Origin of the sequence: Bradyrhizobium sp. dw_411 (genome assembly GCF_018449695.1) — a bacterium.
Classification (GTDB): domain Bacteria; phylum Pseudomonadota; class Alphaproteobacteria; order Rhizobiales; family Xanthobacteraceae; genus Bradyrhizobium.
Genome location: NZ_JAAVUY010000011.1, coordinates 212814 through 229300, shown reverse-complemented (window position 1 = coordinate 229300; position 16487 = coordinate 212814). Strand labels below are relative to the sequence as shown.

Genomic DNA, 16487 nt, shown 5'->3' with positions numbered 1-16487 from the left:
CGCGGCGGCGCTTGCGACCACAGCCATTCTGGTATGGATCGCAGGTGCCAACCCGTTGGCTGCCGCGAGTACGATTGTCGACGGCGCATTCGGTAACACCTACGCGACCGGCGTCACGCTGGTGAAAGCGACCACGTTATTGCTCGCGGGTCTTGCGGTCGGTGTTGCTTACCGTGCCGGCCTCGTCAATATCGGCGCCGAAGGACAGTTGCAGATGGGCGCCGCAGCATCGGCGGCAAGCGCCATCTATCTTCAGCCGATCGTGTCTGGCTCTTTGCTGACATTGATTTCGCTATTTGCGGGCTTCATCGCTGGCGCCATCTGGAGCGGTATCGCCGGTTTCTGCCGTGCTTTCTTTAAAAGCAACGAGCTCGTTACGACCATTCTTCTCAACTACATTGCGCTGGCATTTGTCAGCGTCCTGGTATCCGGGCCGATGGCCGCATCCTCCGCCACCTTCCGGGAGAGCGAACGTATTCCCGCGAGCGTGCAACTGCCCAAACTGATTGCCGGCATTCCGCTCCATGCCGGGTTTATCATTGCTCTGCTTTCGGCTCTGCTGGTTGGGTTATTCTTCTCCCGAACCACGCTAGGCTTCGTTTTGCAGGTCGTTCGTTTCAACCCGTTCGCTGCACGCAGCCAGGGATGGAGCATTAACAGGATGATTGTGCTGGCGATGCTGCTTGCTGGCGGATTTGCTGGCCTTGCGGGGTCTGTCGAAGTGCTTGGCGTACACGGCCGGCTCATCGATGGCTTTTCGCCCGGGTACGGGTATCTCGCGATCGGCGTCAGTTTCCTCGCGCTGCATAATTCGATCGCAATGATTCCTTCGGCGGTGTTCTTTGGCGCAGGCATCACTGGAATGAGCTATCTGCAGCGCTCGTTGCAGGTGCCGAGCTCGACGATGTTCGCAGCCCAAGGCGTCCTTATCATGTTCGTTGCGGCGGGTACGGCTCTGGCCGTGCAACGCGCGCGACAGTCGGCCGGCTGAGGACCCGAAATGCTGTTTGACTTTGGACTGATCGCTTCGGCCCTGCGGCTCGCCACGCCGCTTGCCTATGTTGCGCTTGGTGCCTTGATCTGCGAGCGCGCCGGCGTGATCAATGTCGGTGTCGAGGGGCTGATGTTGATGGGCGCGCTGGCCGCGAACGTCGTAACAGCTCTGACCTCCAGTTTCGTGCTTGGCGTTCTGGCCGGCATTCTTGCCGGAATGATCTTCGGTCTTATGCTGGCTTACCTCACGGTCGTCATCAAGGCGGATCAACTCGTAGTCGGCATCGGGTTCAATATTTTCGGCCTTGGGCTTTCGTCGTTCTGCCGGGAAGTCATCTTTGGCGTCCAGTCTGGCCCCAATGCGAGCCGAACGGAGCCGTTTCCCGTTTTCGATGGAAGCTGGATCGGGTCCGTGCCTGTTATTGGACCGATCCTTGCCAGCCAGACCATTCTCAGCCTTGGTGTACTCATCGCACCGCTCGCGATAGGTTTCGTACTTTGGCGGACAGGGCCTGGCCTCGCTGCGCGCGTCGTGAGTGAAAATGCACGCATGGCCGATATGCTGGGCATCAACGTCACGAGGACTCGCATTTTGGCCGTGATCATCGGCAGCGGCCTTGCCGGACTTGGCGGCGCCGATCTGGCTCTCGCCGAGGTAAATTATTTCATCACCAACATGACCGCGGGCAGAGGATATATCGCTCTTGCGGCTGTTGTTCTGGGCCGATGGAATCCCTATGCCACGTTGATGATCTGTCTTGTGCTGGGTGTAGCGGACGCCTCCCAGTTTCGCTTTCAAACCCTGCAGTTGGCAGTTCCGCCGCAGCTGTGGGTTTCGATGCCTTACATAGTCGCGTTCATTCTCCTGCTTGGCTCACGAGGCCAGGCGATTGCGCCGGCGGACGATGGCAAGCCCTATACAAGAAACTGAAAGAGGCCTCGATGGTGAATTTGCAACAGCGGTCAATATTTTCAAGTCGCGTCGTCAGATCGTTTCTCGGATCCGTTAACCTGCTTTGGCCTTTGCCCATGCAGCATTTGAAGGCAGCTCTTTAATCGAGGTGGTTCGGCACGGACTAGTGGAGGTAGTCTAAGATGAGAACCGGCATGAGCGTTTTATGGCAATACATGACCGGATTTTTGCGTTCGGCCTATTCGCAGTCCCGCACGGACATATCTGTCATAAAGCAAGCATCCGATGTAACGCCGCCGGTTTTGAATGTTGTTGCGTCAGCTGGCGCTGGAGTGCCGATTTATGACCTCTCCAATACTTCATGAATCGACAACAAGACTTGTCTGTCTCGGAAGCGCCGTGCGGTTTCGCACCGCTTAAGCGCGCCTGGCGCCCTTCGCGGCTTCAGGCTGGCGCCTCGCCGCTACGCCACAGCAACACAAGCAGTGCGCCCGCCGTCGTCGCCGCCGCGAGATAACCAACGGCGCCGAACGGGCCGAAGCCATTGACCAGAATGCCGCCAACGACTGCGCCGACCGTGATCGCTACCTGGAAAGCCGATACAAGCAGGCCGCCCGCGGATTCAGCTTCGTCTGATGCCACCCGCACCATCCATGTTTGGAAGCCAACCGGTAGCACGCCGAAAGCAAAACCCCAGAGGCCAACCGCAATGCCCGAGACAAGGCCTGAACTGCCAAAAACAAGAAGCACCAGCGCAAGCACGGCGATTGCTGCAGATCCAGTGACGATCGCCACCTTCGCACTGCGGACGACAAGCGCCCCTCCCGCGAAATTGCCGAAGAAGCCGCCAACGCCATAGGCAAGGAGGACAATTGAAATCGCGCTAACCGGAAGCTTCGGCACTTGCTCGAGGAAATGCCGCACGTATGTGAAACCGGCGAAATGGCCCGAGATGCTGACGGCTATTGCGATCACCACGAGCCGGACACTTGGCCGACGCATCAATACAAAAAGCGTGCGCACATCCGGTGATGTGAGCGGCGGCAAGCGCGGCAGCGTCAGCACCTGAAAGACAAGCACGACGGCGCTGACCACAGCCGCCAGCAAAAACACGCTCCGCCACCCCCAGAGATCGCCAAGATAGGCCCCGATCGGCGCAGCGCTGACTGTGGCAATCGAAACTCCGCTGAAAATCAGCGAGATCGCGCGCGGCAGCGCGTCAGCCGGGACAAGCCGCATCGCGGTGGCCGTTGCCATCGCCCAAAAACCGCTGAGGCTGATGCCGAGCAGTACGCGGGCCAGCAACAATATCGTCAGGTTGCCTGCGGTGGCCGACAGCAGATTGGACAAGATCAGCAGCACCGTGAGCAACCACAGGACGATGCGGCGATCCATAGCGCGCGTCACGATGGCTGTCGCAAGCCCGGCTACGATCCCGACAAGGGACGTCGCCGTCACGACCTGCCCGGCAGCGCCAACCGAGACACCGAGATTGGCAGCGATCGGCGTGAGCAGGCTGGCAGGCAAGAACTCAGCCGTGACTTGGCTGAACGCTCCGAGCATCAAAGAGACAACAGCCGGCCATACCGTCGCAGTCGGACCTTCGGTTATCGGGGAAACATCGGCATCAAGAGCGTCGGCGGCGGAATCAGTCATGATCGTCTCCAGAAGGAAACCGATAGATGGACGTGACCAGTTGGAGTTTCCATGCTAGAAAACCCGCAATGCTTGATAATTCGTCCAATGCTGTCGCCACGCACCCGCTCACGGAGATGCTCCGGGGCTTGAAGCTTGAGGGCGTCGATTACGCGCGCTGCCGCATGACGGCACCGTGGGGTCTGTCATTCCCGGCCCAGTCAAAGGCCCAATTCCACTTCGTCGCGGGGCGAGGCTGCTGGCTGCGAACTCTAGACAACAGCTGGGTCCGCCTTGAAGAAGGTGATGCGGTCTTGCTGCCGCGTGGCGCCGAACACGCATTGGCGAGTTCGCCTGATGCCTTCCACGCACCAGTGGAGAATTGTCACTTCGAGCCGGTTTGCTGCGGCATCCTCGACACCTGCAGCGGCGGCAACAGCGATGGCGAAGAAACCGTGCTGTTCGGTGCCGGCATGACCTTTAACATCGACAGCCAGCATCCCCTGCTTCTGATGATGCCTGAGCTGATGCAGATGCACGAACTCGCCACCGATGAGCCCGCCATCCCGCATTTGCTCGAGGCCATGACCGCCGAACTCGCGCTGGATCGCGTCGGTGCCGGTGGAATGCTGACGCGGCTGGCCGATGTTGTCGCCGCGGCGCTGATCCGCAACTGGGTGGAGAAAGGCTGCGGCTCTGAAGGTTGGGTCGCCGCAGCGCGCGACCCGGGGATCGGGCGCGTTCTCGCTGCGATCCATCGCGATCCAACCAGGGATTGGACGGTCGAGGCGCTGGCGGACGTCATGCATGCGTCTCGCTCGGCATTTGCGTTGCGCTTCGCCAATGTGGTTGGCCAAACACCGGCCCGTTACGTGGCGCAGTTGCGGATGCAGGAAGCAAAACAGTGGCTCGTTCGTGACCACTTGAAGATCGCGGTCGTCGCACGCAGGCTTGGTTATGAATCGGAAGCAGCGTTCAGCCGCGCCTTCAAACGCATAATCGGCTCACCGCCAAGCCATTTTCGCGCGATAGTGGCTGCTGCTGCCAACGGGGAACGGCCGGGTTCGAGACCACGAACCCTCTGATGCGATCCGCGTCCCGCAGCCACAGTCTTTAGATACTGTCCGCAGTAGACATTGCACATGAGAGTTGTACAAACGACTAGTTTTGGTGGCTATAAGTCATTGTTTTTGCTAATTTTAAGAGGTCGAAGGACAGCCTACCCCTGGGCACCATTTGCAACTCATCGGCGAGCCATTCTGCTCGATGCTACCCGCTCAAGCACATTCTTGCCGTTTTTGACGCCGGCCTTATGATGGCTGATATCGACCGTGTCGATGAGATGTCGCTGATACACTTTCCAGACTGGAATTGATCCCGGGATCAAGGTTTCCAGCAACTCTTGGCCGGAAGCGTCACGGAAGAAGCGTCTATCGCTGCACAGTAGTTGCGCGAACGTGTGTTTGCGATCGTACGAACGTTCGATCTTTTTGCGAAAAAACTCCGCCCGCCGATTTTGTCACCATCGTACTATGTTGGGTAAAACCTGACAAATTTCGGAAGGACTTTCCGGCGATAATGAGGCTGTTCGTATGGATGGCTTTGGTGTCCCACGGCATCAGAAGCGTGTTTTGGTAAAGAGCTTGCCCAGATAGCCGAACGGAGAAGAACATTGCCCGAGCCGCGTCGATTGCCCGCGCGTTCCGCGTTTGGATCGCTGGTGATAATTTTCGTCGTCATCGCCGGCAGCGCCGCTGCGTTCGCTTACACCGCCGGATGGTTCTCACCCCGCCGCCTCACCCCCGACAAGATGGTGGATGCGCTGGCTCCACCCACTGGCGCAGCACTCGGCCATCGCCGGAACCATGCCAAGGGCATCTGCTTTACTGGCGTGTTCGAATCAAATGGGAGCGGATCGACGCTCTCGCAGGCCCAAGTTTTCGCCCGCGGCCAGTATCCGGCGCTCGGGCGCTTCAATCTCGGCACCCCCAATCCAAATGCACCGGATTCGACGGTCAGGGTGAGGGGCTTGGGACTGCAGATATCGACCCCGGACGGGCAGGAGTGGCGAGCCGCCATGATCAATCCGCCGGTCTTTCCAGTGTCGACGCCGCAAGCGTTTCACGAGCTGCTGCTCGCCGCGGCGAGCAAGGATCCAAACGCGATGAAGGCGTTTGCCGGTGCGCATCCGGAGATCGCGACGTTCGGCGCATGGGACAAGAGCGCCCCCTGGACGGGCAGCTACGCAGAAGATCGATTCAACAGCCTCAACGCTTTCATCTTCGTCGATCATTCCGGCGCCGAGCACGCAGTGCGATGGTCGCTCCTGCCGGCTGTGCAAGCTGTCCCGATATCACCCGATGATCTCGCCAAACGCGGCCCCGACTTCCTTCAGCAGGAGATCGTCGATCGTGTCGGTCGCGGGCCGTTGCATTGGACCATGGTGGTAACCGTCGCCAATCCGGGCGATTCCACTGCCGATCCAAGCAAGGCTTGGCCGGAGGACCGTCGTACCGTCGAGGTCGGCACACTCACCGTAAAGCAGATCGAAGCCGAGGCGGATGGTCCGTGCCGCGACATCAACTTCGATCCGACCGTCTTGCCGGCCGGCATCCGGGTATCGGACGACCCGTTTCCCGCCGCACGATCGTCCGTCTATGCCAAGTCGTATGATCTTCGCACGGCGGAGAGCAAGGACTATCCCCGAACTGCAAAGAGCACCAAGCCATGACCGGCATCGGCCAACGCTTCACCCCGCTCCAGCGCCTGCTGCACTGGCTCATGGCTTTCTGTATCCTGGCAATGCTGTTCATCGGCGTTGGCATGGTGTCCACCGTTACGCCGAAGTACCTGCCGCTGGTGTCGATCCACAAATCACTCGGCATCGCCATTCTGGTGCTCGCGCTGATCCGTCTGGCGGTGCGCCTGCGCTATGGCGCGCCGATGCTGCCGGCCGATTTGCCAGAGCCGATGCGGCTCGCGGCGCACCTGTCGCATTACGCTCTATACATCCTCATGATCGGTATGCCGCTGATTGGCTGGGCGATGCTGTCAACCGCTGCCTACCCGATCGTGTTGTATGGGGGCGTGCGCCTTCCGGCGATCCTGCCGCAGAGCGACAGCCTGCATTCGCTGCTCTGGAACGCGCATTTCTATCTGGCATTCCTCTTCTTTGCGCTGATCCTGATGCATTTCGCTGCGGCGCTGTTCCATGCCCTCGTCCGACGAGACGGCGTATTCGATACTATGGCGCCGGTGTCGTCTCGTGACGAACTCACGCCCGCCGAATGACAAGCGTGCTTTCTCAATATCAGAGAAGCCTGAGCACGATGACGATCCATCCTGAAGTCATCGCGGCCTGGGATCATCGGAAGCATCGCGAAAACGGCTCGTCTGCAACCGCGTCCTTTCGGCCGGATGAAATTCCGCCCGGCAGGCCGGACTGAGCCTTGCTTCGTTTTGCCTCAGGCAGGCTTCGATTCTTGTAACGTCAGGAATATCGGCTCCACAAAACTGAAGCGCATCTCCCGTGCATGCCGACTGCTGCTCCGCGGTGCCTTGCGCTGACGCGCCAGACGACACGAATGCCGCCAGAACGGAAAACGCCGCGATCGTGATTGCCATACGTGACCGGATCATCATTGTTGCTATCTCCAATAAAAATGAACGCACCGCATTATGTCGCCGGCGTAAAAGGCGCGCTTGGGCGCTTCCAGGCAAATACTGTGTGGCTATAGAGATATCGGTGCAGCTTATAGCCGAACTCGATGTCGACGGTGGTTTGGCGTAATGGCTCTCATCGTTCGTCAAAACTCATAGCCGATAAATCGCAACCTCTTCGCGCCATCCAGGTGAGGATTGCTTGCAGCCGCAGCCATAGCCATAGCCATAGCTTTCGCCACTACCCGCATATCGAAGTCGTATTTGTTTTCGATCGTAGAGAGGATGATTGTCCAGGGCGGAGAGCGATGCTGTTTGATTGCCTGGAGTTAATGAAGAGGTATTGTTGTGGCAGATCTGATCTACCGTGTTGTGTCCGCATGCGGCGCCCTGGGCTATGGGTTCCCCAAGGAATCGCTGGACGCCGCGTTGAAAAAGCGTGTCGATGCCATCATCTCGGATGCCGGTTCGATGGATGCAGGGCCCTATTATCTGGGCACAGGCACCGAGTACTTCGAGCGGGAGGCCGTGAAGACAGATTTCCGGCACATGGTGGAAGCAGGGCTGAAGCTCGGATGTCCCGTCATACTTGGTAGCTGCGGTATGGCCGGAGGCCGGCGCAATCTCGAATGGATGCTGGATGTTGCAAGGGAAGTTTTCTCCGAGCTGAATGTTCGAGGCGCTAAAGTCGCCGTGATCGACGCTGAACTTGATCCCGAAATCGTCGTTTCCGAGTTTCAGAAGGGCGCGCTGCGCACGACCGGTCGCGGACCGGAATTGAGCGAAGAAGGTCTTCGGGAGAGCGTCATCGTCGGTCAGATGGGTGTTCACCCCATCATCACCGCGCTTGAGAGCGGGGCGCAGTACATTTTCGCAGGACGCGCTTGTGATGTCGCCCTCTTCGCGTCGGACATGATCCGTCGCGGTATTGATGCCGGATTGGCTTATCACGTCGGCCATGTTCTCGAATGCGGCGCGCTGGCCTGCGATCCCGGATCGCCTTCGGATTGCCTGGTCGCCGAGATTTACGACGACGGGTCGGCGCTTTTCGTGGCGCCCGATGCGAGCCGCCGTTGCACCGCTTATTCCATCGCGGCGCACTCGCTCTATGAAGAGAGCCATCCTCAACTGCAGTTCTATCCGGAAGGTATTCTGACAATGGAGAAGACGCAGTTCTTTTCCAAGAACGGGAGCGTCGCCGGGATCCGCAACAGTCGCTTCATCCGCTCGCGCAAGCCATGGCCGTGGAGCATCAAGCTTGAGGGCTCGCGCCTGCTGGGAAAGCGGAAGGTTTCGCTGATCTATATCGATCCGCTCGATCTGCCGAATGTTCCCGCCGACGTTCTCGTTTACGGTCGAAACGGGGTGCAGTCGTCGCCTGTGTCGGGTTCGGAGCGAGAGCTTGGCATCATTATCGAGACCAGGGCCACGAGCGAGAATGCCGCCGTTCTGCTCGCCAGTTTGCTTACCCACTATCTCATTCACTACGGATATCCGGGACGCAAGGCGACCGCCGGCAATATCGCCTATCCGTTATCGCCGAATCTCATCAGCTTCCGCTATGACGATGGAGCTTACGGCGCCATCGTGCCCAGCGGCACCCGGGATCCGGTGTTTTTCGAAAACTACGCCACGATCAAGGCTGCGGTCATCGAAATCATCCAGCATGAATTTCCCGATGCGCTGGCCGACGCGAGCTTTGGGATCATCGATGCGGACGCGTCGAACCCCGCGATCCTGTTACGTACGGTCGATCGCGACGTGGACAGGCTTTCCGCCAAGCATACTGCTGATATCGAGCGTATCACGAAATTCGCGAAGCCGAAGCCGTCATCCAGGATGAGCCTTGACGCTCCGGATGCCTACGAATGGTCGCTCTATCATCTCTTGCAGAATGAGGATGTGATCAAGAACGTGATGTTTCCGATCACATATTACAGAGCTGCCGGAGCGGAGTGGAGCAAGGAGGGAAGCGAGAGGCCGCGTTATTTCGATATTGGCGAAGTCGGCTATACGGGAAATGTCGATGACCGCACCCTGTCGCTGATTGCCAATATCGCGCCGTCCGGCAGGCTGGTGGGCACACACAGGCTTCTCGATATGGCAGTCGTGATCCGAAGCAAGGACGCCGGCATCAACAGGTTGACTTTCGACATCATCTTCACCTCCGGGGAGAATTACGAGGCGGCGCTGCACTCCAATATCTTTAGCAAATGCAACATCGCCAAAATCCTGAACCTGCCGCCGGAGCGCGTCGTCGGAACCTTCTTCGTCGATAGCTGCAATGCCATAAAAGTCTCGATCGATCGTCCGAATATTTCAGCCTCAGTCGATGAGAGGGATGTCTTCGGTGCGCAGCAGCAGGCCGCCATAGAACGTCTGGACATACCGATCTATGCCGCAGCGCTCGCCAAAGCTTCCGCCTTCTGACCGATCGATGGTCGATCCGTTTCCTCAACAGATATTTCAGGAGCTGTCATGACCAAGACAGTAATTCAGCACGTCCTCTCGCGTTTGCATGACATTGGCATTACGGATGTCTTCGGTGTGCCGGGAGACTATTCCTTCCCGGTCAATGATGCGATCTGCAACGATCCGGATATTCGCTGGATCGGTTGCTGCAATGAACTCAACGCGGCCTATGCCGCAGACGGCTACGCCCGCGTCAAGGGTGTTGCCGCCCTTTGCACGACCTACGGTGTGGGCGAATTGAGCGCCATCAACGGTGTAGCGGGTTCATATGCGGAGCATCTTCCGGTTTTTCATCTGGTAGGCACGCCAAATATCTCGACCCAGGCGGCCCGCGCGCTGATGCACCATACGCTCGGGAACGGAGAATATGATCTGTTTCGGCGGATGAGTGAACCGGTCGTGTGCGCTCACGCGGTGATGACGCCGCAGAATGTCGCCTATGAGACCGAGCGGCTGATCGCCGAAGCGCTTTATCATCGGCGTCCGGTTTATATGGCATTCCCCGCCGATCTCGCGAACCAGCCGGTCCTGGGGGAGGCAAAACCAATTTCCCAACCGCTCAGCGACGTCGCGTCGCTTGGAGCCGCCACCGACGCGATCGCGGAGGCCCTTGGTTCAGCGGCTTCCGCCTGCGTGCTTCCGGGTATCCTGGTGGCGCGAGCCGGCCTGCAACCGGTCATGCGGTCCGTCATCGATAGCTCGGGCCTCCCGTTCGCGACCATGTTCATGGCCAAATCCGTATTGGATGAGCGTCATCCCGGTTATGTCGGGATGTATGACGGTGCCCTCATGAATGAGAAAGTTCGTGTTTTTGTCGAGGGATGCGATCTGGTGCTGAACGTGGGCTCGCCGTTGACGGACTTCAACACCGGCGCCTTTACATCGCGCCTCGATCCGGCAAAGACGATTTCGATCGGGCACCACCGCACCCAGGTCAACGGCAAGGTCTATCCCAACGTCGAGATGGGCGACGTGCTTGCTGCGCTTGCCAGATTGCTGCCAAGACGGAATTGGAAAAAGCCCGTGGCGCAGCCGCTCGGTGTACAGGACGGATCCGGCAAGGATGCGATCACCGCCGAACGGCTATATCCGCGATGGGAAAATTTCCTGCAACCGAATGACATCCTGATTGCGGAGACGGGCACGGTGTCAATGGGACTCGGATTCGCGCTGATGCCGGCCGGATCGAGATTCCACAATCAGACGCTTTGGGGCTCGATCGGTTGGGCCACGCCGGCCGCATTCGGTGCGGCGGTGGCCGCGCCAGGTCAACGCGTTGTGCTCGTGACCGGCGATGGATCACATCAGTTCACGGTTCAGGAAATCAGCCAATTCGCTCGTCTTGGGATCAAGCCCGTCATCTTTGTCCTGAATAATAACGGCTATCTGATCGAGCGGTTGCTCTGTAAGGATCCGGAAATCGCTTACAACGATATCGCGCCTTGGCACTATGCCGAACTGCCCCGCGCTTTCGGTTGCGATGACTGGATCACGGCGCGGGTTACCAATTGCGGCGAACTTGACTATGCGCTGGCGCTCGCGGCGCGTACCGATGTCGGTGTCTACATCGAAGTCGTGACCGATGCGTATGCGGCGTCGCCGTTGGCGCTGAAACTGCACGATGCGGTGAAGACACTCTACAAGGCATGACGCTGATCGCATCCGGACGTGTCGTCGAAAAGCCAGGCGCGCTGCCGATCACGCTCGTCCTCCATCAAATAGGCGGCGGCTGCCGGTATCCGGCACGTTAATAGGTGTTTGCGTTACCCTCGTCGGCCTCGTTAAGGTAACCGAAGCCAGAGCGGGCCACAGTCACGTCGACGAATATACCGCCCTCGCGGCTATCGCCTTTTTGGCGTGTGCGATCACCTCTTATTTTTCACTTCGATGCGCCGCTTTTACCCGGCTGAGCTATTGGCTGGAACAGGTGGCGGACATTATTTTTATCGGAGGTCTGATTGGAATTACCGCGATCGCCGCGCTCTTTGCTTATGAAGTAATTTAATGACTTAAGGGATATTCCGCCACGAACCCCGCCGAAGGCCGGTTACGTCATGCCGAGCATGCGAGGAGCCCAAGCGAAGTGCAAAAGAGCATCGCAATGGCAGTCGATCTATTTGTAATTCGTGTGACAGCGCTGTATTTCAGTTCGCAGCCCCTTCGCTGATTTCCGGGGCGGTTCGGGCCAAAACGTAACGAAGAGCTTGACAACCCTGTCGTTTTTAGTTGGCTAGGATTTCAGGTCTGGCGCCCATTTGAGGACAGGCGGATGCAGTACCGCCATCTCTATTATTTTGTGAAGATTGTCGAGGCGGGCAGCTTTTCGCAGGCGGCGCGGACGATTCACGTAGCGCAGCCGGCTCTCAGCCAGCAAATCGCTGAACTGGAGGCCTCACTCGGAATGCCGCTTCTTCAAAGAAGCGCGCGAGGGGTCAGGCCGACGGTCGCTGGAGAGAAACTCTACGAAGAGGCGTCCTCGATCCTGCGCCAACTAGACAATCTCCCGGGCTTGATCCGTTCGAGTACCGGCGAGATCCAGGGGACGGTGAGCGTGGGAATGCCGGCATCGCTATCCACGACCCTGGTCGGACCTTTCATCGAAACGTGCAGGAAGGCGTATCCAAAGGTCACCCTCAAATTTGTCGACGGGGACAGCGAATTCCTGCGTGAAGAAGTCGAGAAGGGCCGGCTCGATTTGGCTCTGGCATATGAGGATGAATTCTTTCCCGTCGTCCTTCGCCAGCCACTGTTTCGGCAGAACCACTACCTCATTAGCAGCAAGCTATCAGCTCCCACGGCGGGCTCCATCATCTCGCTCAGGGAAGTTGCAAAAATTCCGCTGGTGTTACCCGGCCCCCTGAACGCGCGCCGGATGGTGATCGACCGGACTTTTGCCGAGGCGGGTCTGTCCCTGAACCTGGCTGCGGAGGCCGTGACCGTGTCGAGCGAGCTCTCCGCGGTTCGGTCGGGCGCAGGCAGCACCATCTTGAATCTGGGCGACATGTCGGGTTTTTCGCTGGATGATTTCGCCGAGCCCCGTTTGATCGAGCCGACATTCTACCTGACCTGCTGCATCATCTGGTCGAGCGAGTTTCCGCTCACGCTCGCGGCCGAAGGCGTGAAGAAGGTGCTGATAGATTTTCTGAAGGATAGCATTCACAAGACAAAGAGGCCGGGTGCATCGTGGCTGGACTGAGCAGGTCAAACGCACGCCGATAGGCGAGATCAGCCGCCTGGCATGCCGCTAGAGCCTTATCGGTTCTGATTGAATCAGAACCGGGCTCCAGTCTTTTGTTTTGACGCGTTTTCTTCACGCGAACCGGTGTCCACTTCGCTCGAAAACGCTCTAGGACCTTAAGGCTTTGCAACATTCTTCCAGAAGGTCTCGGACCAACATTTGCGGCAAGCGAGGGGGCGTACCGCTGGCCGCGTACCCTCGGGCTCACTGCTCGAACGGCTACGCCCGGCGGTTTGTCGAGTTGATGCAAGATCGCCGAAACTTCTTCCTGGCCTACCTTGCCCATTGCAGATAGCCGGCTGCCTCTGGCGCTGTGTTGAAGAAGCGCGGCACTCACCGATTCCTTGGCTCGGCGACTTGCTGGTTCAGGATCGGATACGGCTCCAGGTAACGGATATGTGAGGCGCTTCGGAAAAGACCGGAATTTGCGACGGCGACTTGGTTTGATTGGCCGTGCATGTCGGCGAAGCAGACACAAGTCATTGATCTGATATCTCGAAAATCGATTGCACCAAATTGTCGTCCGGTCGCGGAAGCGCTCGTCACAAGAGGCCATAGTGTCCGACGATACCTGCATATTGAAGCAGTATTTGTCTTCAGTTGCCGCCTGGATCATTTGTTCGCTGCACTCGCGGGCAGATCAAATGTACCCGCACATTTAAAATCGACGACGAAAAGGAGCTCGATCATGGAGATGATGACGCTTGTCCCTGTCCATGCTGCTGGCGGCCTTCTCGGGAGTTTGGCGTCGCGGCGGTCGTGCGCAGAGTATGCAGCGATTGCGACCGCTGGAATGCGCATCGCGGCAACCTGAATCGGATGCGCGGTATCAACCGAGCAATGTGAAAAGGATTGAGGTAAGTATCATGAACTCACTTTCAACATTATGTGTGCGAGGCCGCCGTGTCGCGTCGCAGCGATCGGCTCGCGGAGCTATCGTGGCGCTTGGCCTCATCGGCCTCTGTTCGACCGCGCTGGCGGCGGAAAAACCTCCGCTCGCTCCCGACACTGTCGCGCCGTTCACGACAGATTCGCGGATTTCGGCAACCATCGAGTTCGGCCTGCCGGCGCTTGCAGCAGAAATCGAGAAGGATATTCCGCGACGGCTTGCCACCATCGACGAGCGGGTCAGTTGCGTGCATCGGCGCATATTGGTCTTCCGCGTCAACGCCAATTGCGACATCTGGGGCTATGTCGAACGGTCCGGGCCGGTCTCGCTCTACGGCCGCGGGGGCCGTGTCTACGGTTCGGTGCCGATCCACGGCGCGCTCGAGGGACAGGGCGCCAACCGCTTCACCGCCCGTATTCATGGCGAGACCGAAGCCAGCGCCACCATCGAGGCTGAAGCGCGGCCGGAGCTCAGCCGGGATTGGTCGCTCGACCTTAATTTCAGCGACGGATTCCGATGGAGCGAGCCGCCGGTCCTGCGTGTCCTGGGACGCGAGATTTCGCTCGGGAACTATGCCGAGCCACGCATCCGTACCCAGCTTGCGCATGTCAGGTCGCGCGCGCTCGCAGCCGCGCGCCGGCTCGACTTGCATGACAAGGCCGCGACTGCCTGGCGTCATGCATTCGAGCCGATCGAGCTTGCGGACAATCCGCAGGTCTGGCTGCAACTGACGCCGCAGAGCGCGGCGTTCGCGGGCGTCCGGGCCAACTCCAGGGTGTTGCAAGGCTCGCTCGAGCTTTCCGGCTCCGCCGAAACCGTGGTCGGGCAGCAGCCGCCGGCGGTGACGGCAACGGCGCTTCCGTCTCTCGGCCGCGACGTCAGCGAGCCCGGCTCGTTCGATGTCATCCTGCCGCTGCGCGTCGGTTATGACACGCTCAAGAGCAAGATCACGCAGGCGATCGCCGTCGTGCCACCGGTCGCGGGCATGTCGATCCGCGATGTCGACGTCTATCCGTCGTCGGGCAAGCTCGTGGTCGGCTTGCGTATCGCGAAAGCGTCCGACACCGATCCGAATGCCGGGCGATGGATCTATTTGACCGGCGGGGTGCAGGTAGATGCCGACGGTCACGCCGTACGGCTTGTCGACCTCGGCTTCGCAATGAATGACGAGGAAATGGCGCCCATGATCGATTCGATCGTGACGCAGTTGAAAGACAAGATGAGCCTCGATTACGGCGTCGCGTATCAGAACTTGCTCAACACGGCCAACGAGAAGCTATCGCGGCCGCTGAAGGACGGCTTTCGTATGGAAGGGCAGCTCTCCTCGGCGAAGCTCGAGAAGGTGTATCTGCCGGCCGATGGCATCGTGATCGCACTCCGCGCCAGCGGTGAGTTGAAGATCCTGTACGGGATGTGAGGCATGAGCGGGATCATCTCACAACGCCTCACCGGGTCCCTTCGCGCGAGCCGCAGGCTTTTGCTTGCGGCCGCGTTTCTTGCCCTCGCGAGCCATGCGAACACGGCGTCGGCGCAGACATCGTTCTATGAGGCGCCGCGATCGTTGGTTGCCGGCGAGCCCGGCACGTTGGTGCGTCAGGAGCCGATCGACGGCGCACCGCTCGGCGCTGCCGCTTATCGGGTGCTTTACCGGTCGACCGGATTAAAGGGCGAGCCCATTTTTGTTTCCGGGGTCGTCGTGGTGCCGCTGGGCGAGCCGCCCACGGGCGGTCGTCCCATCGTTGCCTGGGCGCATCCGACTTCGGGGATTACGCCGCGTTGCGCGCCGTCCCTGGCGATCTTCCTCTTCCAGCAGATCCAGGGACTGCGTTCCTTTGTCGAACGTGGCTACGTGGTGGTCGCAACCGACTATCCAGGCCTGGGCACACCGGAAATACATCCCTATCTTGTCGGGGACAGCGAGGCACGGGCGGTAATCGACGCGGTGCGCGTCGGGCGCTCGATGCCCGGCGCTGGCGGCGGAAAGCGTTTCGCGGTGTGGGGCCATTCGCAGGGCGGACAGGCCGCCTTGTTTACCGGAATGATCGCCAAGACCTATGCGCCGGAACTGATGCTTGTCGGTGTCGCCGCGGCAGCGCCGGCTACCGATCTCGTGACCTTGATGAATGACGACATCGGCTCCGTCGGTGGCAAGAACATCACCGCGATGACGCTCTGGTCGTGGCATCGCGTGTACGGCGCCGCCATCGATAAGATCGTCGATCCCCGCGCGATGCCCGCGATCGACCGTCTGGCGCATGAATGCATTGAGGGTCCTTTCGATTTGATCGCAAGGCAGAGAACCGAAAAACCGCTTGAACAGCATTTCCTGACGGTCGAAGGACCTGCCAGTATCGAGCCTTGGCGCTCGCTTCTGGAAAAGAACACGCCTGGCGCGCTGCCGCCAGACGTTCCCGTCTTTCTGGCCCAGGGGACGACGGACCAGATCATCCGGCCCGACGTGACACGCGACTATATGGGCAAGCTCTGCAAGGCAGCCAGCAAGGTCAAACTGATGATGTTGCCGAATGTCGGTCACGGCCGCGCCGCACAGGCAAGCACGATCGCGGCGGTGAACTGGATAACGGATCGGTTCGCGGGCGAGGCCCCTCCGAACGACTGTGCCGATTAGCCAGTTGCCCATCGGCTGTTCTGGAAGGCCCCATGAGATGGTCACTGCCAGTGAAGGT

11 protein-coding genes are annotated in these 16487 nt (G+C 59.3%); 10 read left to right on the top strand and 1 reads right to left on the bottom strand.

Annotated features, from left to right (window positions below):
* Nucleotides 1–121: 121 nt before the first annotated feature.
* Both HB676_RS20525 and HB676_RS20520 read left to right on the top strand, forming a co-directional pair.
* Nucleotides 122–991 carry an ABC transporter permease gene (locus HB676_RS20525; protein ID WP_213739873.1) on the top strand — a complete coding sequence of 290 codons (870 nt, stop codon included), beginning with the start codon at nt 122–124 and terminating at the stop codon, nt 989–991.
* A gap of 9 nt (nt 992–1000) precedes the next feature.
* Complete coding sequence (locus HB676_RS20520) at nt 1001–1924, top strand: ABC transporter permease (protein WP_213739872.1); 924 nt, start codon at nt 1001–1003, stop codon at nt 1922–1924.
* A 426-nt stretch (nt 1925–2350) separates the two neighbouring features.
* Here HB676_RS20520 and HB676_RS20515 read toward each other — a convergent pair whose 3' ends face one another.
* On the bottom strand, nt 2351–3562 hold the full coding sequence (locus HB676_RS20515; protein WP_213739871.1) for an MFS transporter: 1212 nt from the start codon (nt 3560–3562) through the stop codon (nt 2351–2353).
* 68 nt (nt 3563–3630) lie between these two features.
* Between HB676_RS20515 and HB676_RS20510 the strand changes: the two genes are divergently transcribed.
* From HB676_RS20510 to HB676_RS20475, 8 genes are all read left to right on the top strand, one after another.
* Complete coding sequence (locus HB676_RS20510) at nt 3631–4626, top strand: AraC family transcriptional regulator (RefSeq protein ID WP_213739914.1); 996 nt, start codon at nt 3631–3633, stop codon at nt 4624–4626.
* Nucleotides 4627–5261: 635 nt separating this feature from the next.
* Nucleotides 5262–6272: a catalase family peroxidase gene (locus tag HB676_RS20505; protein ID WP_346347390.1), complete on the top strand. Its 1011-nt coding sequence runs from the start codon at nt 5262–5264 to the stop codon at nt 6270–6272.
* Entirely contained in the window at nt 6269–6832 is a 564-nt protein-coding gene (locus tag HB676_RS20500; RefSeq protein ID WP_213739869.1) for a cytochrome b, read from the top strand. Before HB676_RS20505 ends, HB676_RS20500 begins: the two co-directional genes overlap by 4 nt.
* A 717-nt stretch (nt 6833–7549) precedes the next feature.
* Nucleotides 7550–9631 (top strand): DUF4387 family protein, encoded by a 2082-nt coding sequence (locus tag HB676_RS20495; protein WP_213739868.1) that lies wholly within the window; start codon nt 7550–7552, stop codon nt 9629–9631.
* 48 nt (nt 9632–9679) lie between these two features.
* Nucleotides 9680–11323, top strand: a complete 1644-nt coding sequence (locus HB676_RS20490; RefSeq protein WP_213739866.1) for a thiamine pyrophosphate-binding protein — start codon at nt 9680–9682, stop codon at nt 11321–11323.
* A gap of 619 nt (nt 11324–11942) precedes the next feature.
* The gene (locus HB676_RS20485; RefSeq protein WP_213739865.1) at nt 11943–12869 is read left to right on the top strand and encodes a LysR substrate-binding domain-containing protein; all 927 of its coding nucleotides are present in this window, start codon (nt 11943–11945) and stop codon (nt 12867–12869) included.
* A 980-nt stretch (nt 12870–13849) separates the two neighbouring features.
* On the top strand, nt 13850–15217 hold the full coding sequence (locus HB676_RS20480; RefSeq protein ID WP_346347389.1) for a DUF4403 family protein: 1368 nt from the start codon (nt 13850–13852) through the stop codon (nt 15215–15217).
* Nucleotides 15218–15220: 3 nt separating this feature from the next.
* The gene (locus HB676_RS20475; RefSeq protein ID WP_213739861.1) at nt 15221–16429 is read left to right on the top strand and encodes an alpha/beta fold hydrolase; all 1209 of its coding nucleotides are present in this window, start codon (nt 15221–15223) and stop codon (nt 16427–16429) included.
* Nucleotides 16430–16487 lie beyond the last annotated feature (58 nt).